The sequence below is a fragment of the Aeromicrobium sp. genome, assembly GCF_036675695.1.
Lineage (GTDB): Bacteria > Actinomycetota > Actinomycetes > Propionibacteriales > Nocardioidaceae > Aeromicrobium.
The window spans coordinates 1-15965 of record NZ_JAKFEL010000246.1 but is presented as its reverse complement, the minus strand read 5'-3'; the positions used below and the strand labels follow the sequence as shown (position 1 = coordinate 15965).

14 protein-coding genes are annotated in these 15965 nt (G+C 65.0%); all 14 read right to left on the bottom strand.

Annotation, left to right across the window (positions count from 1 at the left end):
- Positions 1–1053: undecaprenyldiphospho-muramoylpentapeptide beta-N-acetylglucosaminyltransferase (gene murG / locus V6M39_RS16270; protein WP_332644864.1), on the bottom strand; the 1053-nt coding region annotated here is incomplete at its 3' end.
- 4 nt (positions 1054–1057) lie between these two features.
- Positions 1058–2257 carry a putative lipid II flippase FtsW gene (ftsW, locus tag V6M39_RS16265; RefSeq protein ID WP_332644863.1) on the bottom strand — a complete coding sequence of 400 codons (1200 nt, stop codon included), beginning with the start codon at positions 2255–2257 and terminating at the stop codon, positions 1058–1060.
- A 33-nt stretch (positions 2258–2290) separates the two neighbouring features.
- On the bottom strand, positions 2291–3751 hold the full coding sequence (gene murD / locus V6M39_RS16260) for a UDP-N-acetylmuramoyl-L-alanine--D-glutamate ligase (RefSeq protein ID WP_332644862.1): 1461 nt from the start codon (positions 3749–3751) through the stop codon (positions 2291–2293).
- Complete coding sequence (gene mraY / locus V6M39_RS16255) at positions 3748–4812, bottom strand: phospho-N-acetylmuramoyl-pentapeptide-transferase (RefSeq protein ID WP_332644861.1); 1065 nt, start codon at positions 4810–4812, stop codon at positions 3748–3750. The genes murD and mraY overlap by 4 nt, the downstream gene beginning before the upstream one ends.
- 56 nt (positions 4813–4868) lie before the next feature.
- Positions 4869–6209 carry a UDP-N-acetylmuramoyl-tripeptide--D-alanyl-D-alanine ligase gene (locus tag V6M39_RS16250; RefSeq protein ID WP_332644860.1) on the bottom strand — a complete coding sequence of 447 codons (1341 nt, stop codon included), beginning with the start codon at positions 6207–6209 and terminating at the stop codon, positions 4869–4871.
- Positions 6206–7696, bottom strand: a complete 1491-nt coding sequence (locus V6M39_RS16245) for a UDP-N-acetylmuramoyl-L-alanyl-D-glutamate--2,6-diaminopimelate ligase (protein WP_332644859.1) — start codon at positions 7694–7696, stop codon at positions 6206–6208. Before V6M39_RS16245 ends, V6M39_RS16250 begins: the two co-directional genes overlap by 4 nt.
- A gap of 135 nt (positions 7697–7831) precedes the next feature.
- Positions 7832–8251 (bottom strand): hypothetical protein, encoded by a 420-nt coding sequence (locus V6M39_RS16240; protein WP_332644858.1) that lies wholly within the window; start codon positions 8249–8251, stop codon positions 7832–7834.
- 26 nt (positions 8252–8277) lie between these two features.
- The gene (locus V6M39_RS16235) at positions 8278–9072 is read right to left on the bottom strand and encodes a hypothetical protein (RefSeq protein WP_332644857.1); all 795 of its coding nucleotides are present in this window, start codon (positions 9070–9072) and stop codon (positions 8278–8280) included.
- Complete coding sequence (locus V6M39_RS16230) at positions 9069–9518, bottom strand: PaaI family thioesterase (RefSeq protein ID WP_332644856.1); 450 nt, start codon at positions 9516–9518, stop codon at positions 9069–9071. Before V6M39_RS16230 ends, V6M39_RS16235 begins: the two co-directional genes overlap by 4 nt.
- Positions 9519–9615: 97 nt before the next feature.
- Positions 9616–12123: an ATP-binding protein gene (locus tag V6M39_RS16225; protein ID WP_332644855.1), complete on the bottom strand. Its 2508-nt coding sequence runs from the start codon at positions 12121–12123 to the stop codon at positions 9616–9618.
- Positions 12124–12468: 345 nt separating this feature from the next.
- On the bottom strand, positions 12469–14217 hold the full coding sequence (locus V6M39_RS16220) for a peptidoglycan D,D-transpeptidase FtsI family protein (protein WP_332644854.1): 1749 nt from the start codon (positions 14215–14217) through the stop codon (positions 12469–12471).
- Positions 14214–14651, bottom strand: coding sequence for a hypothetical protein (locus tag V6M39_RS16215; protein ID WP_332644853.1), 438 nt, complete (start codon positions 14649–14651; stop codon positions 14214–14216). Before V6M39_RS16215 ends, V6M39_RS16220 begins: the two co-directional genes overlap by 4 nt.
- Complete coding sequence (gene rsmH, locus V6M39_RS16210; RefSeq protein WP_332644852.1) at positions 14648–15595, bottom strand: 16S rRNA (cytosine(1402)-N(4))-methyltransferase RsmH; 948 nt, start codon at positions 15593–15595, stop codon at positions 14648–14650. Before rsmH ends, V6M39_RS16215 begins: the two co-directional genes overlap by 4 nt.
- Positions 15596–15665: 70 nt before the next feature.
- Positions 15666–15800, bottom strand: coding sequence for a hypothetical protein (locus V6M39_RS16205; protein WP_332644851.1), 135 nt, complete (start codon positions 15798–15800; stop codon positions 15666–15668).
- Positions 15801–15965: the final 165 nt, after the last annotated feature.

The following is a 15965-nucleotide window of genomic DNA, read 5'->3' as shown; positions in this document are numbered from 1 at the left end:
GATCATGGCTGCGAGACGCTCATCGGCGTCACGCGGAACGATCCCCGACGCAGCTTCCGACATGGCTGCCAGGCGGCCTGTGTGCGAGACGAGAGGTATGACGACGTTGTCGATCCATGCCGGCGTCAGCGCAGCATCGTCGATCATCAGCGCACCGCCCGCCTGTACGACAGGGTGGGCATTGTGAGCCTGTTCGCCGTTGCCGTGTGGCAGTGGCACGAACGCCGCCGGAAGTCCCACAGCGGCAACTTCTGTCACGGTGTTGGCGCCGGCCCGGCAGACGATGAGGTCTGCCGCTGAATAGGCCAGGTCCATCCGGTCGATGAACTTGGTGACGACATACGGCGGGTCACCGTCGCGCAGGTTGAGGGTGACCTCCTCAGGGCGACCGGCTGCGTGCAACACCTGGACGCCCGAGTCGGCAAGATCGCGCGACGCGGCCGAAACAGCTTGATTGATGCGTCGTGCGCCCTGCGAACCTCCTGTGACGAGCAGGGTCGGCCGATCGGCGTCGAGACCGAAGTACTTGCGGGCTTCGCCGCGACGTGCGGCGCGGTCGAGACCCGAGATCTCCCGACGTATCGGCAGGCCGATGTATGTCGCATGCGGCAGGTCGGTGTCGGGGAAGCTCGTCGCGACGTGGTCGGTGAACCGAGCGCCGAGCTTGTTGGCCACACCGGGAACTGCATTGCCCTCGTGAACGACGAGTGGGATCCCGCGACGTCGGGCGACGAGGTAAGCCGGTACGGAGACGTAGCCGCCGAAACCGACGATGACATCCGGTCGTACGCGGTCGATCACCTCACTGGTTGCCTTGACGGCTTTGCGTAGCTTGACTGGCACCAGAACAAGATCCTTGCCGGGCTTGCGAGGCAGCGGCACGGGCGGCACCAGCTCGAGCTGGTAGCCCGCCTGTGGGATCAACGTGACCTCCAGTCCGCGAGGCGTACCAAGGCACACGATCTCGGCACCGCCCTCACTCAGGACAGCTGCGGTGGCCAGGAGCGGCGACGTGTGGCCGGCTGTGCCTCCGCCAGCTAACAGCACGCGCACTCGATTAGCTCCTCTGCAGAACTCGGGACCGTCCGCGGTTGGCGCGGCCAGCTGCAAGGGCCCGCTTGGCCCCTGGTTCGGTCTTTGCACAGTTAATCAGAATGCCCATGGCGAGCAGGGTCACGAGCAGGCTCGAGCCTCCGTACGAGATGAGCGGCAGCGGGATGCCGATCACCGGCAACAGACCGAGCACCATGCCGATGTTGATGACCGCCTGGATCGAGATCCAGATCGTGATTCCGGCAGCGGCGAAGTGGACGAACGGATCACGGGTTCGGGTGGCGATCCGGATGCCTGCGACCGCAAGGAAGGCGAACAGTGCGAGTACGACGAGGGTGCCGAGCAGGCCAAGCTCCTCGCCGATGACGGCGAGGATGAAGTCGGTGTGCGCCTCGGGAAGTGAGCCCCATTTCTGGCGGCTGCCACCAAGACCTACTCCCCAGAAGCCGCCACGAGCGAGAGCCATCATGCCGTGGATTGCCTGGAAACCTCGGAAGTCAGGATCTGACTCGGGATCAGTGAAGTTGAGCAGTCGACCGACGCGCTCGGGTGAGTTGGCGATCGCGATGACGAGGATGACAAACAGGCCGGCCAGCATGGCGCCCATCTGCTTGCCCGGCAGCCCGGCGACCCAGAGCATGCCGATGATCAACGCGAACAGCACCAGCGCCGTACCCAGGTCGTGCTGGAAGACGACCAGAAGTGCCACGAATCCGGCGACCGGCACCATGGGCGTGAGGACCAGGCGGGGGTTGCCAAGCTGCTTGCGGCGCTTCGCGTACAGGTCGGCCATCCACAGGATGAGCGCGAGCTTGGCGAACTCCGACGGCTGGAGTCGGAAGCCACCAGCGAGCGGGAGCCAGTTGCGGTTGCCGTTGACCTCGATTCCGACGCCCGGGATGAAGGTCGCCAGGATCATTAGAACCGAGACGATCAGGAACGGCAGGATCAGCTTGCGCAGGACGCGCAGGGGTACATGAGCCGCGACGTAGGCACCGACAAGACCGACGACGGCGAAGATCAGCTGGCGTTCGATGATCGCGAAGGAGTTGCCGTCGTAGTTGAAGCGGGCGTAGATCGAGCTGGCGCTGAGCACCATGATCAGGCCGAGGCCCAACAACAGAGCAGAAGAACCAAGCACCAACTGGTAGGACCCCAATGGGCGGTCCCAGGGCGATGTGCGCCGGGGTGTTGTCGTGCTCATGCTGGATCCAAATCTGTCGCGGGGGAAGACGCGTCAGGACCGGTCGCGCAGCCTCTCGACAGCTGAGGCGAAGGCATCGCCACGGGCCGAGTAGTTGCGGAACTGGTCCCAGGATGCGCAACCAGGAGCCAACAGCACCGTGTCACCCTCGTGGGCGAGCGATGCGGCGACCTCGACGACGCGATCCATGAGATCAGTGTCACCGGTTTCGACCTCGACCACGGGGACATCTGGCGCGTGTCGCCGGAGCGCGTCAGCGATGATTTCGCGGTCCGTGCCGATCAGAACGACCGCTCGGAGCTGATCCTTGGCCGCTTCGACGAGCTCGTCGAAGCCGGCCCCCTTGGCCAGTCCCCCGGCGATCCACACGTTGTGATCGAAGCTCCGCAACGAAGCCGAGGCCGCGTGAGGGTTGGTTGCCTTCGAATCGTCGATGTATCGGACGCCGTTGACCTCCCCCAGGTCGGCGACCCGATGCGCGTCGGGCACGAACGTACGCAGCCCATCGCGTACGGCTCGCGGAGCGACCCCGTGCGCGCGAGCCAGCGCTGCCGCAGCCAGCGCGTTGGCGACGGTGTGGGGTGCCGCGGGAACTCCAGAGGGCGAGGCGAGGTCGTTGAGCGTGCCGAGCTCGACAGCGCTGGAGATGCGGCCGATCACGAACGCGCGGTCGGCGAGGACGTCGTCGACGAGACCGACCATTCCGGGTGCGGGTAGTCCGAGGGTGAACCCGATCGCCCGGCATCCTTCGACGACTTCTGCCTCTTCGACAAGGCGCTCTGTCGTGGGGTCCTCGACGTTGTAGACGCAGGCGAGCTGGGCGTTGTTGTAGATCCGTGCCTTGTCCGCGGTGTACGACTCGAGGTCGCCATGCCAGTCGAGGTGATCCGGCGCGATGTTGAGCACGACACTCGCCTCTGCGGAGATCGACGAGCTCCAGTGCAGCTGATAGCTGGAGAGCTCGACCGCGAGCACATCGAACGGTTCGGGGTTCATCACGGCTTCGAGCACGGGCGTGCCTACGTTGCCCACGGCGATCGCGTTGAGCCCATCGGCACGCAAGATCTCGGCCAGCATCTGAACGGTCGTCGTCTTGCCGTTGGTGCCCGTCACCGCGAGCCACGGCACCGGGTTGTCGCCACGTAGGCGCCAGGCCAGTTCGACTTCACCCCAGACGGGGATCGAACGAGAGGCGGCATCCATGAGAACCGGGTTGGACGGTGGCCACCCTGGTGAGGTCACGACCAGGTCGAATCCTTCAGCGGTTAGATCCGTCGAGCCAGTGCCGAGTCGTACGTCCGCGCCAAGGATCCTGAGCAGCTTGGCCTTCTCCTGCAACGACTCGTCCTCCGACTCGTCGACTGCGACCACCGCCGCGCCGAGGTGCGTCAACGTGTCGGCAGCGGCAAAACCGCTCACGCCGAATCCGGTGACCAGAGCGCGTACGCCCTCCCACGAGGAATCCCGACCGAGCGAGTCGAGATCTGACGTCATACTCCGCTGACCCACTCGCCGTAGAAGATGCCGAGACCCGTCGCGACACACAGACCACTGATGATCCAGAAGCGCACGACAATGGTGATCTCGTCCCAGCCGAGCAACTCGAAGTGGTGTTGTAGCGGAGCCATTCGGAAGATCCGTTTGCCACCGGAGAGCTTGAAGTACCCGACCTGCAGGATCACCGACGCGGTGATCGCCACGAAGAGTCCGCCGATGACGACGAGCAGGAGCTCAGTACGGGTCATCAGGGCGAAGCCGGCCATCGCGCCGCCAAGCGACAGCGAACCGGTGTCGCCCATGAAGATCTTGGCTGGGGACGCGTTCCACCACAGGAAGCCGAAGCACGCGCCGGTGAGTGCTGCCGCGACAACTGCGAGATCCAGCGGATCTCGAACCTCGTAACACTTGAGGCCGGGAACCTTCGAGCAGTTCTGGTTGCTCTGCCAGATGTTGATGACGACGAAGGCGCCGAAGATCATCACGGCAGCTCCCGTGGCGAGCCCATCGAGACCATCGGTGAGGTTCACGCCGTTGCTGGCGCCCGCGATCATCAGCAGGACCCAGATCACCAGCAGCGCCGTCGGGAGCTCCCACCCCTTGAGGTCGCGGGTGAACGAGATGGCGTGCGTGATCGGCGTGCGGCCGGTGTCGTCCTCCCAGCCGATCGCCAGACTCGCGAAGATCAAGCCGATCACGATCTGGCCGATGAACTTCGCCTTGCTCCTCAGACCAAGGTTGCGCTGTTTGGAGACCTTGATGAAGTCGTCGATGAAGCCGATCAGGCCAAGACCGCAGAACAGGAAGAGCAGCAGCAGGGCCGAGGCGCTGGGTCGCGTGTCGGTGGCGAGCTTGGCGATGAAGTAGCCGAAGACCGACGCAATGATGATGACCAAGCCGCCCATGGTTGGGGTGCCGCGCTTGGTGTGGTGCGAGGTCGGGCCGTCGTCACGGATCAGCTGTCCATAGCCCTTACGGACGAGCACTTTGATCGCGAGCCGCGTGCCGAGCAGTGTCAGCAACAAGGAGAGCGCCCCGGCGATCAGGATTGCCTTCATCCGTCGTGATCCCTTTCACCATTTCGGAGCGGTCGCGGCTTGGTGCCGAGGGACCGTCAGTGGGCCAGCAGAGCATGTGCGACGCGCTCGAGACGGCCGCCCCTCGATGCTTTCACAAGGACTACGTCGTCAGCGCGCAGGCTCGCGGAGAGTACCTCGACCGCTGTGTCCACATCCTCGACAGTTTCGCCGATTTCGCCTGCGCCCTCAGCGATCGCAGCTGCTCCGGCGCCAACAGCGATGACGCGTACGAACCCAAGGTCGGCCGCCAGACGCCCCATCGCGAGGTGCGCGTCGCGACTGGCGTCACCGAGCTCGAGCATCTCACCGAGCACGGCAATGGTCCGGGCCTTGCCCAGGGATGCAACCGCTCGAAGCGCGGCCGCCATGGATTCGGGGTTCGCGTTGTACGCATCGTTGATGACGATGACTCCGTCGCCGCGTACGTGGTGCTCCATCCGCATCGGTGACGCGGCTGTCGCAGACCAGAGTCGCGCGACGATCACCTCGAGCCCGACGCCTACCGCAATCGCTGCCGAGGCCGCAGCCGCAGCGTTGACCGCGTGGTGCTCACCAATCTGTGGGACATGCGCATCCACCGTCGTCCCCTCGAAGGTCAGCGTGAAGTGCGGCTGACCGTCCTCGTCAAGGCTCACCGGTCCGAGCGCGACGTCACCTTCGGTTCCGAAGGTGAGTACGCGTGCCGACGTACGCGCTGCCATCGCGCTCACCAACGGATCGTCAGCGTTGAGAACGGCGACGCCTTCCGCCGTCAGCGCCTCGACCAGCTCACCCTTCGCCTGAGCGATGACCTCTGATGAGCCGAACTCACCGACATGCGCGCTACCGACGTTGAGAACCACGCCGACATCAGGGGACGCGATCCGGCACAGCTCGGCAATGTGGCCCACTCCCCTGGCGCCCATCTCGATGACGAGGAACTTGGTGTCGACATCCGCTCGGAGGACCGTGAGTGGCACACCGAGCTCATTGTTCAGGGATCCTGGCGGCGCAATGGTCGGGCCCGACGCCTCAAGAATGTGCGCGAGCAGGTCCTTGACGCTGGTCTTGCCCTGGGACCCGGTTAGCCCGATGACTGACGCACTGGTGCGGGTGCGGATCTCACGTGCCAACGCAGCCAGCGCGGCCGTCACGTCGGGTACGACGACACACGGCACATCGAGCTGCCGCGAGGCGAGCACCGCGACCGCACCGGACTTGATCGCCGCTCCCGCGAACTCGTGACCATCGACTCGCTCACCGGCCAACGCCGCGAACAGCGTCCCAGCCTCGACCGCGCGCGAATCGATCACCACCGAGCTGACGACCAGACTCCCGTCACCGTGAACCGAACCGCCGGTCACCTCAGCAACTCGGTCGAGGTCGATCGGGATCACTCGGTGCTCCCGATCAGCTCAGTCAGCACTTCGCGGTCATCGAAGGGGTGAACCTTGCCGCGGATCTCCTGGCCACGTTCGTGGCCCTTGCCTGCAATCACGACGGTGTCGCCCAGGTGAGCCATCGCGACGGCATGTGCGATGGCCTCGCGACGCCCGGGAACCTCGATCGCCACACCAGGACCATTGCCAGCTCCGGACATGACATCGGCGCGAATGGCGGCGGCGTTCTCCCTTCGCGGGTTGTCGTCGGTGACGATCACGACGTCAGCGTGCTTCGCGGCGGCCTCACCCATCAGCGGACGTTTGCCGTGGTCGCGGTCTCCTCCGGCCCCGATCACGATGATCAGCCGGCCTGCGGTCACCGGACGAAGCGCCTCGAGCACGGCCGTCACCGCGTCTGGTTTGTGTGCGTAGTCAACGATTGCGGTGAACGGCTGACCTGCATCGACGCGTTCCATACGACCGGGTACGCCGGTGCTCGTGGCGATTCCGGCAGCAAGCTCCGCGGGATCAAATCCGGCCTGAGCCAGCGAAGCGATGACAGCCAAGGCGTTCGAGACGTTGAAGACACCTGGAAGCGGTACGTACAGAGGTACCTCGACACCGTCGGGTCCGAGAACCTCGAGATCGGTGCCCAGACGGTGAGGCCGAATGTTGACCGCTCGCCAGTCAGCTTGGTTGCCGTCGGTCGAGAACGTCGTCACCGGCAACGGCGTGAGCTCGGCGAGCCGCTTGCCGTGAGCGTCGTCGATGTTTATGACGGCGTGCTTGGAGTGCTGAGGTGTGAAGAGTGCAGCTTTGGCGAGGAAGTAGTCCTCGAGATCCTTGTGGAAGTCGAGGTGGTCACGGCCGAGGTTGAGGAACACCGCGACGTCGAAGACGAAACCGTCCACCCGGCCCTGCACCAGAGCATGGCTCGAGACCTCCATCGCGCACACTTCGACGCCCTCTTCACGCATGACGGCAAAGAGCGCCTGCAGCTGTGGTGCTTCCGGCGTCGTCAGGGACGACGGTGCGGGCACCTTGCCAATACGGGTGCCGATCGTCCCGACGACCGCAGACTTGTGCTCGCCCAGCGCGGCCTCCGCGAGGTACGTCGTCGTCGTCTTGCCCTGGGTGCCGGTGACGCCGATCGTCGTGAACGACGACGACGGGTCTCCGTAGATGAAGCTGCTGAGCTTGGCTATCGCGGCGCGAGCATCGTCGACGATGATCTCGGGCAGCTCGGTCACCAGCGCAGCACCCTCTGGATCGGTGAGTACGCCAACGGCTCCGCGGGCCTTGGCGACACCGGCGAATGCGGCTCCATGCGACGAAGCGCCGGGCAGGGCGGCGTACAGGTCGCCTGGCACCACGTGACCGGAGTGCAGGGAGATTCCGGTGACAGTTCCCTCGGCATTCGTCGACGAATCGACCTCGTTGGCGAGCTCGGTCAACGTCCAGCGCGGCGGCTCATCCGGCCGCACCCGCATCTCCTCGGTCACACTCGGAGCCTATCGGTGAGCTGTTCAAAACAAGTTGCGTGACTCAGCATTCCTGGCCCGGTCATCCAGGGGTGTCGGACACATCGAGGGCCCTTGACCGGCACTTCTGCTGGTCAAGGGCCCTCGAACAGGTGGTCATTCCAGGATTTCAGACCACTGAACACCAGCGTCGTCGAGCGCGTTAGCCAACTTCTGGCTCGGGCCACCCTGGCCGGTCTGCTTGCTGATTCGGAACTCCCATTCAATCTTGTGGACGTCTGGGTCGTTCTCGAGCAACCACTGGTCCAGTTCCAGCTCCTTGCTCACTGCCGGACTGAGGCCGGTGAGTCCGACCTTGGATTCAACGGCAAGGCCGAGACGGTCGACCCACACATCAACGAGGCGCGAGCCTACTGCCGGGTGGGCAATAGTTGTCCCAATCGTCGAGCCAGCGTATTGACTGGCGATCGTGTTCCGAGCAGCGTCTCCAGCCGTGGCCGATCCGGTGGCTCCGAACGCGGTGACGGCGAAGATCACCAGCGCGAAGGTGGCGATACGAGTCGTCTTGTTCCACATGATGGTTCTCCTCTCTGGATCGGCGCTTAGTCGCCGAGGTTGGTGCTGGCGATACCACTGACGGGCGTGGCGACGATGCGAAGCCGCAAGAACTCAGACCCGACGCCGTTGTCGTTGCAAACCACCGACACTCGGAACGGCGCTGACTTGGTGATCGCACCTGCCAGCGACAACATCCCCTCTATCTGGGTGTCATCTACTGTGATCGAGCTGACGTCAAGACCAGGACTGCCGGTCGCGTCGAGCCTGCACCGGGCGTAAAGGAGCTTGGCGTCGATACCCGCGTGCATGCTGACTTTCGCAACCAGCGTGTAGCTGCCGGCCGGGAGGTCCATACCGTCACCCGCCACAGACGGGGCATCCCCGACCTGTCGGTACGCGTCGCCGGTGTAGCCGACGTATGCCTGACCGAGCGGTGCCTGGCAACCCCAGGTCGCACCCGTCCGCTTCGGCAGCTGACCGTTCAAGCAGTTCTGTGGCAGCTTGTACGACGGCGCCAGGTCGAGCGCTACGTCCCCGTTGGAGTCCGGCAGGCCGAGCGATGTGCTCGTGACCTTGACTGCCTCACCGCCGGCGACGCTGGTGATGTCGCCGCTGCTGACACGGATCTGTTTCTCAGTTGACGTGCAGCTGCGGGTCGGACTAGCGCCCGCCTTGATCGCGAGCAGCTTGCCGTTGCCGGTGCCGGAGATCCCGAGGCAGCCGGTGTAGGTCGGAACCTCGGGGCCGGACGCAGCTTGTGCGACCTGCATTCCGCCGACGACCAGCATAGTTGTGAAGCCGATTCCGGCCGCAATTCGTGTCTTCTTGTTGACCTTCATGATGCGTTCCTTCCGCCAATCGCCTGGGTTTGGGTGGTCCGCGAGACCAGGCGTCCGTCGTCGCGGATCAAATCGGTCTGGACGACGAGCGTCGTCGTCCCGACGAAAAGCGGAGTCGAGCAGATTCGGACCTGTCCACGGCCCACACGGCGCATGAAGTTGGTCTTCGACTCGATCGTGGTTGTGGTTGCGCCCGGAGCGAGGTTGTATGCCGCACAGGCGGCACCCACCGAATCCGCGACGGCCATCAGGAAGCCACCATGAAGAACGTGGCCAGACGTGCACCGTTCGGCGTCCCACGTGGCTCGCGCCTCGACCAACTCGGCCGATGCGCTCAGCGCCTCAATACCGAGAACTGCCGTGAAAGGCATCAGATCGTGAAGTAGCTGGGTGAGACCAGCATCGGTTCCTTCGGGTGCCGTGCTAGCACGCAGTGTTTCGGTCATCGCAACTCCTCCTCGTGCTTGGCACGCGCGGTGCGCGCCATTCACTTGAGGAGGCGAAAGTCCGGCCCTCACAATGGAAGGCAGGCGACATGGGGCACTAACCCAGGTCGATCTCCCAGACCTGCGGTTGCTCGGGCACGTAGGAACACCACGTCCCAGTACGCACAGAGTTGCTCAGGTGTCTGCCGAGAGCGTCGTGTTGTTCGGCGACACGCTTGATCGCCCCACGGATCCGGAAGGTGACCGCACTGCGTGCTCGTTCAGCTGTCGAGCCGGTCTCCCGGCTCCGCCCTCCAAGGCCGAGAGCGGCGCTCAGCTCCGTCACGAGTGCATCCAGCTCGTCCTCGGCCCGCTCGGCTCGAGCCGGGTCGTTGGCTGAACGCGCCTCGTCGATCTCCTCCTGAAGGTCCAGAACCTGGGCTCGATAGCTCTGCCGCGCACGGTGGTCGATCGCCGGCCCGATCGAGTCGCTGACCTGGACGACTCCCATCAGCTCGAGCGCATGGATCTCGGTGTTCGGTCGGGACAGCAACATCGCGAGGTCGCCGATTCCCTTCAGGTGCCGGCTTCGGGCTGTCACGCCGGCGAATGCGATCTCCCACGTGTCTCCATCGCGACGCAGCAACGCGTGTTCGGGCGAAGAAGCGGGTGCCCCGTCCGACCGCAGCGTGCCGAGGGCGCCAGCTTGATGGAGCGCACCCAGCGCCGCATGGAACGCCGACGCGATGCTGAGTTGGGGCCGCGCACGCTGCCGGGGGTCGCGCTCGAAGATCTCGGGAAGTACATCGACTTCTGGGGTGGCTGGGATCGCAGCGTCGAGTTCGTCGGCGACTCTCGTCTCTCCCATCCGGCGGGCGAGGGTTGCAGCGGATCGGATTGTCGCGGCGACTTCGAGTGCCCCGCCACCAGCCGCTGCCACACCAATCGCGTCGCACCACTCAGGCACAGACTCCGACCATCCGGCCAGATGTGCGGTGGCCATCGCCGCGTATGAGGCAAGCAGAGCGTCCGAGCGAAACACCCGAACAGTCCAACCGTTGACGGCCGCGGCTGTCGAAGCGAGCCGGGCAGCCTCCACTTGTCGACGTACATCGACCCAGTCGCCGGTGCGAGCGGCGATGTTCGCGGCCACTACGCGAGCCCACAGCTCGGTGATCGCATCGCCGGACTCCTCGGCGTCGAGTGCCACGTCGACCGCCATCTGCAGACCTTCCTCAGGCCGACCTCGCCGATCCTCAATCGAGGCTCGGAAGGCGATGAGCTCCTGAGCGAACGGATGCATTCCGGTCTCGATTGCCGCTGCCTCTCCTGCGCTCGCCGCGGTCGCTGCATCCTCCAGGTCCCCCATGGCCAGGGCGGCGAGCATGATGGCACGGTTTGCGATCACCCGGCCCACGCCGCTGATTCCCGGGTCCGCCAGTGCCCGACCGGCGATCTCGTGCGTACGGGCCGAATCCGACGCGACTGCGGCCCCAGTTGCCAGCACGCCGAGACACTCGGCCCGCAGTGGTGCAGGCGTGTCTGGCCAACGCGCGAAGAGCCGCTCGCCGCAGCGGCGTACCTCCTCGGAACGGCTCTGGTGCACGCCACCCAAGAGCGGCAAATAGATGCGGAGCGCGCGATCCGGGGTCGCGTCGTGTTCTACACACCATTCGACCGCGGCAAGCAACGACGTGATCTTCACCGCGATCGCCCCGAGCACCTCGCCGGACCAGTGCTGCAACCCGTCAGCGACCAAGCGATCGGCCGTCTGGACCATCAGATCGGCGAACCTGTCGCCGGTTGCATCGGCCTCTCCGGATGCTTGCAGACCGTCGGCGGCGACCTCGTGAACTACAGCAAGCAGCCGGTACGCCGACACGCTCGCGGTCCGCTCGACTTGGAGCAACGAGCACTCCACCAGGGCATCGAGCGCGTTGACGGTCTCCAAGCTCTCCTCACTCATGCCCGCTACAGCCTGCGCAGTCGCTACATCGAAGGATCCTGGCAGGACCGACAGTCGGCACAGGATCCGGCGTTCGCGGTCAGCCAACTGGTCAAGCGAGTCCACCAACGCAGCCCGAAGCCCTCCCCCGCCTCCGCGCGAGCTGGAGTCGAGCAGATCAACCTTGCGACGCAACGCGGATCGCAATTCTTCGGGCGAGAGCAGCCGCGATCGCGAAGCCGCGAGCTCGATCGCGAGTGGCAACCCGTCGAGCTCCCGGCACAGCTCGGCAACCACCGCCAATGTGGCCGCATCGTCAGGCCACGATGCTCCGACTGCACGGCTGCGCTCGACGAACAGCGCCACCGCAGGTTCGTCAGCGAGTTCGGGGCTGTCAAGCTCAGGAATCCGAAACGGTGAGATTACCTGGACGAACTCGTACTCAAGGCGCAACGGCTCTCGCGTAGTCACCACCACGGAGATGCCGTCGTGCGCTGCGAGCAGGCTTCGAACCAACTCAGTCGCGCCGGTGACGACATGGTCGCAACCATCCAAGACCAGCAAATCGTCGACAGTCGAGAGTTGGAGCGCAAGATTGTCGACCGAAGAGTGGCCGATGTGACCAGCGATCGTGGCGGCATCACTGCCGGCAGGAATCGCGTCCAATGAGACAAAGTTCACCGCCGCGAACAGACTACTTTCCAGCGATGCGTGTGCCTCCCTGACCAACCGGCTCTTGCCCACCCCGATTGGTCCGGTGACGGTCACCAGCCGATTCTCGGACACGGCGGCGAGCAGAGCCGATAGCTCGACTTCACGACCATGGAAAGTCATGGTCACATTTTGGCAGAGCCCCCACCGGCGCGGAGGATCTGCGGGATCTGGTGCTCCGGAAGGCAGGTGTCGTAGCCGCAGCCCAACCCTGGATGCACCCAGTTCTGGCTGCGGGGTCGGGCGAAGCCCGACAAGCGGCCGCGGCGAGCCTTGGCGTGCCGCGAAATGAGGGCGAGAAGCGAGCCCGCCCGCTTACCAGGTTTGGGGAACCTTGGGGCTCTTGGAGCCCGTCGGAGCGACACCGAAGCGCTCCAAAGCCATCGACATGACGTCGTGGAAGACCGGCGCTGCCGTGGAGCCACCACCCGCGCTGCTGTACGGGCGATCGAGCACGATGTAGGTCAGGAAGCGCGGGTTGTCTGCCGGCGCGAAGCCCATGAACGAGACGACGTTCTGACCGCGGATGTAGCGGCCCGTCACCGGGTCGACCCGCCAGGCCGTACCGGTCTTGCCTGCGACTCGGTATCCCTTGATTGCGGCGGCGGGGGCCGTACCGTCCGGGGCCGTCACGGCTTCCATCATGCGGGTCACGGACGCTGCGGCCTTCTTGGAGACGACGCGATGTGCGGCCGGCGTCTCGACACTCTTCTTCTTGCCGTCCTCGTCGACGATTCCGCTGACGACTGACGGGTTGCAGATCTTGCCGTCGTTGGCGATCGCGCCGACCGCACGCATCATCTGCGTTGCCGTGACGGCGATGCCCTGACCGAACGAGATCGTGGCGTGATTGGACTTGGTCCACTTCGACGGGTCGGCGAGGATGCCGCGGGATTCGCCGGGCAGACCAACACCCGACTTCTCGCCGAAACCGAACTTGCGGAGGTAGCGGTGCATCGTCTCGTCGCTCATCTTCTGGGCGGCGACGAGGGTGCCGAGGTTCGACGACTTGGCGATGACACCGGCGGCAGTCAGGTGCAGTACGCCGTGGTCCCAGTAGTCACCAATCTTGAACTTGTCGATCGTGACGCCTGACGGCACGACGATCGGCGAGTCTGCGGCGATCTTGCCCTGGTCGGCGAGCGCCGCCATCGTGACCGTCTTGAGCACACTGCCGGGCTCGTACACGTTGGAGACCGCACGAGAAACAGTGTTGAAGTCGTTCATGCCGGTTCCAGCGTCCGCGTTGAACGTCGGTGCCTGTGACATCTGGACGATCTGGCAGGTCTTGACATCCATCGTGATCGCGAGACCCCAGTCCGAGCTCGAGTCGCGTACGGCGTCAACCAGGCGCTGATCGGCGTACCACTGGAGGTCGCGGTCGATCGTGGTCGTCACGTCCCGGCCGGGCACCATCTCGGTGACGGTGCTGTCGGCCATCGGGATGCGCTGACCCGTCGGCGAGAGCTCGAAAGTGCTGGATCCGTCTGTGCCCGTGAGCACGTCGTTGTACTGCTGCTCGATGCCCGAGACACCCTTCCCGGTCGCGTTCGTGTAGCCGAGGAGATTGGCCGCCAGCTTGCCGCCCGGGTATGTACGCAGCGACTCCTTCTCGCTGAACACTCCTGTGTAGCCGGCATCCTTGATCGCCGTGAGCGTCTTGGTGGCAGTCCATGCCGGAACGTCCCGCTTGAGGTAGACGAAGTGCGAGTTGGCCGTGCGAAGCTTGTCGATCGTCTCGAAGTAGTCGATCTTGTCGCCGAGCTCCTCCACGAGCAGTCGGGCGATCTGCGGTGCGTTTGCCGCCGTCATGGTCGGATCTGCGGTCAGCGTCAGGCCATCCACGCTGGCAGCGAGCGCCACACCGTTGCGGTCGAGGATCTGGCCGCGCGGAGCGGGCACGGTGCTCGTGTTGGTGCCGGCTTCGACGGCCTTCGCGGCGTATGCGCTGGCATCGAGGCCCTGGATCTGGAACAGGCGTACCGCGAAGATGCCGAACACACCGACGACGACTGCCAGGCAGAACCGCAACCTCCGTCGGGATGCCCGTTCGCGTGCGGTCATCGGGCCACCGACCTGATGTTGGAGCCGCTGGCAGCGGGTTCAGGCTTGCCGAGAACCTTGCCGTCGGACAGACGGAGGAACGCAGGGTTGGTGTTGGGCACCATGCCAAAGATGAGGGCTCGCTGTGCCACGCTCGCCGGGCTCAGGAGCGTCTCGACCTCGCGGGTCAGCGACTGCTGCTGAATCTCAAGTGCGGCTGCCTCGCGGTCGAGCTTGGCGGCCTCAAACGACTGCGCCTGCAGGACCGTGCTCATGATGATCAGCCCGACCAGGCCGATGGACAGCATCACCATGACCACGACCACGAACGGAGCCTTGCTTGCACGGCTACGTACCGGGCGGACCAGACGGAGCCCACGCTCGACGGCGTCGCTGCGCGGCGTCGTCGTCGTTGTCTCGCGCCTCGACGGCGCAAACGCCGGCTGCGCACTCATGCTGCGACCCTCTCGGCGACGCGCAGACGTACCGAACGTGCGCGGGAGTTGTCTTCGATCTCAGATTCGGTGGCAACCTCGGCTCCACGGGTCACCAGCTTGAACTTCGCCTCGTGACCCTCGGGTACGAATGGGAGGTCGCGCGGAAGGTCGGTCGTGGTGGCACGGGCGAACTCGTGCTTGGTGATCCGGTCCTCGAGCGAGTGATAGGCCAGAACGACGACACGGCCGCCGGGCGCAAGCAGCTCGAGAGCAGCAGGCAGCGCACGCCGGTAGACGCCGAGCTCGTCGTTGACCTCGATGCGCAGGGCCTGGAAGGTCCGCTTGGCGGGGTTCCCGCCCGTACGGCGCGCCGCCTGCGGGATCGAGTCGCGGATCAGGTCGACGAGACGTGCACTGTTGGTGAACGGCTCGACCTGGCGCGCGGCGACGACAGCGTCGGCGATGCGCTTGGCGAACTTCTCTTCGCCGTAGTAGCGCAGCACCTTGGCGAGATCGGTCGCCTCGTACGTGTTGAGGACATCCGCGGCACTGAGCTCGTCCTCAGGGTTCATGCGCATGTCGAGCGGAGCGTCCTGCGCGTACGCGAAGCCCCGCTCAGCGAGATCGAGCTGCATCGAGGAGACGCCCAGGTCGAACAGGACACCGCTGATGGACCTGAAACCTGCGTCTCGTACGACGTCGGCGATCTCGTCATACACGGCGTGGGCGAACGTCACCCGATCGCCGAATCCGGCAAGTCGGGCCTTGGCACGTGCCAGAGCCTCGGGATCGCGGTCAATACCAATGACGTGGAGGTCGGCAAAGCGGTTGAGCATGGCTTCGGTGTGACCACCGAGCCCCAGCGTTGCGTCGACGACGACCGGCCGGTCCCCCACCACTGTCGGCGCGAGCAGGTCCATGACCCGGTCCAACAGGACGGGTACGTGCTTCGCGTCGCTCATGCCACAGCCTCCGTGGCAGAGCAGAAACGGTACGGAGCCAGCGGCATGAGGGCCCTTTTTGTTCGCTCGCTCATGCAGCAGCTCCTGCCAGCGCGAGCAGCAGGGACAGGAGCCCAGCGATTCCGACGGACATGGCGATGGAAAAGCCCATGAGCGCAACGCCGTCGGCAACCTCGTGCCGTACGCGTCGTGTGCTCGAGTCCATCGGTGTTGCCCTTTCAGTAAGTCGGAGCGTTCGTGCTGTGCTGCCTGGCGCCGTGGGGCCAGATCCCCGACCGGGCAGTTCTGACACCGGGGAAGTGGAGTCAGATCCGCTCGGGCGAAGATCTCGCCTCGCGGTGATCGCTAGAAGATTCCGGGCATGACCTCT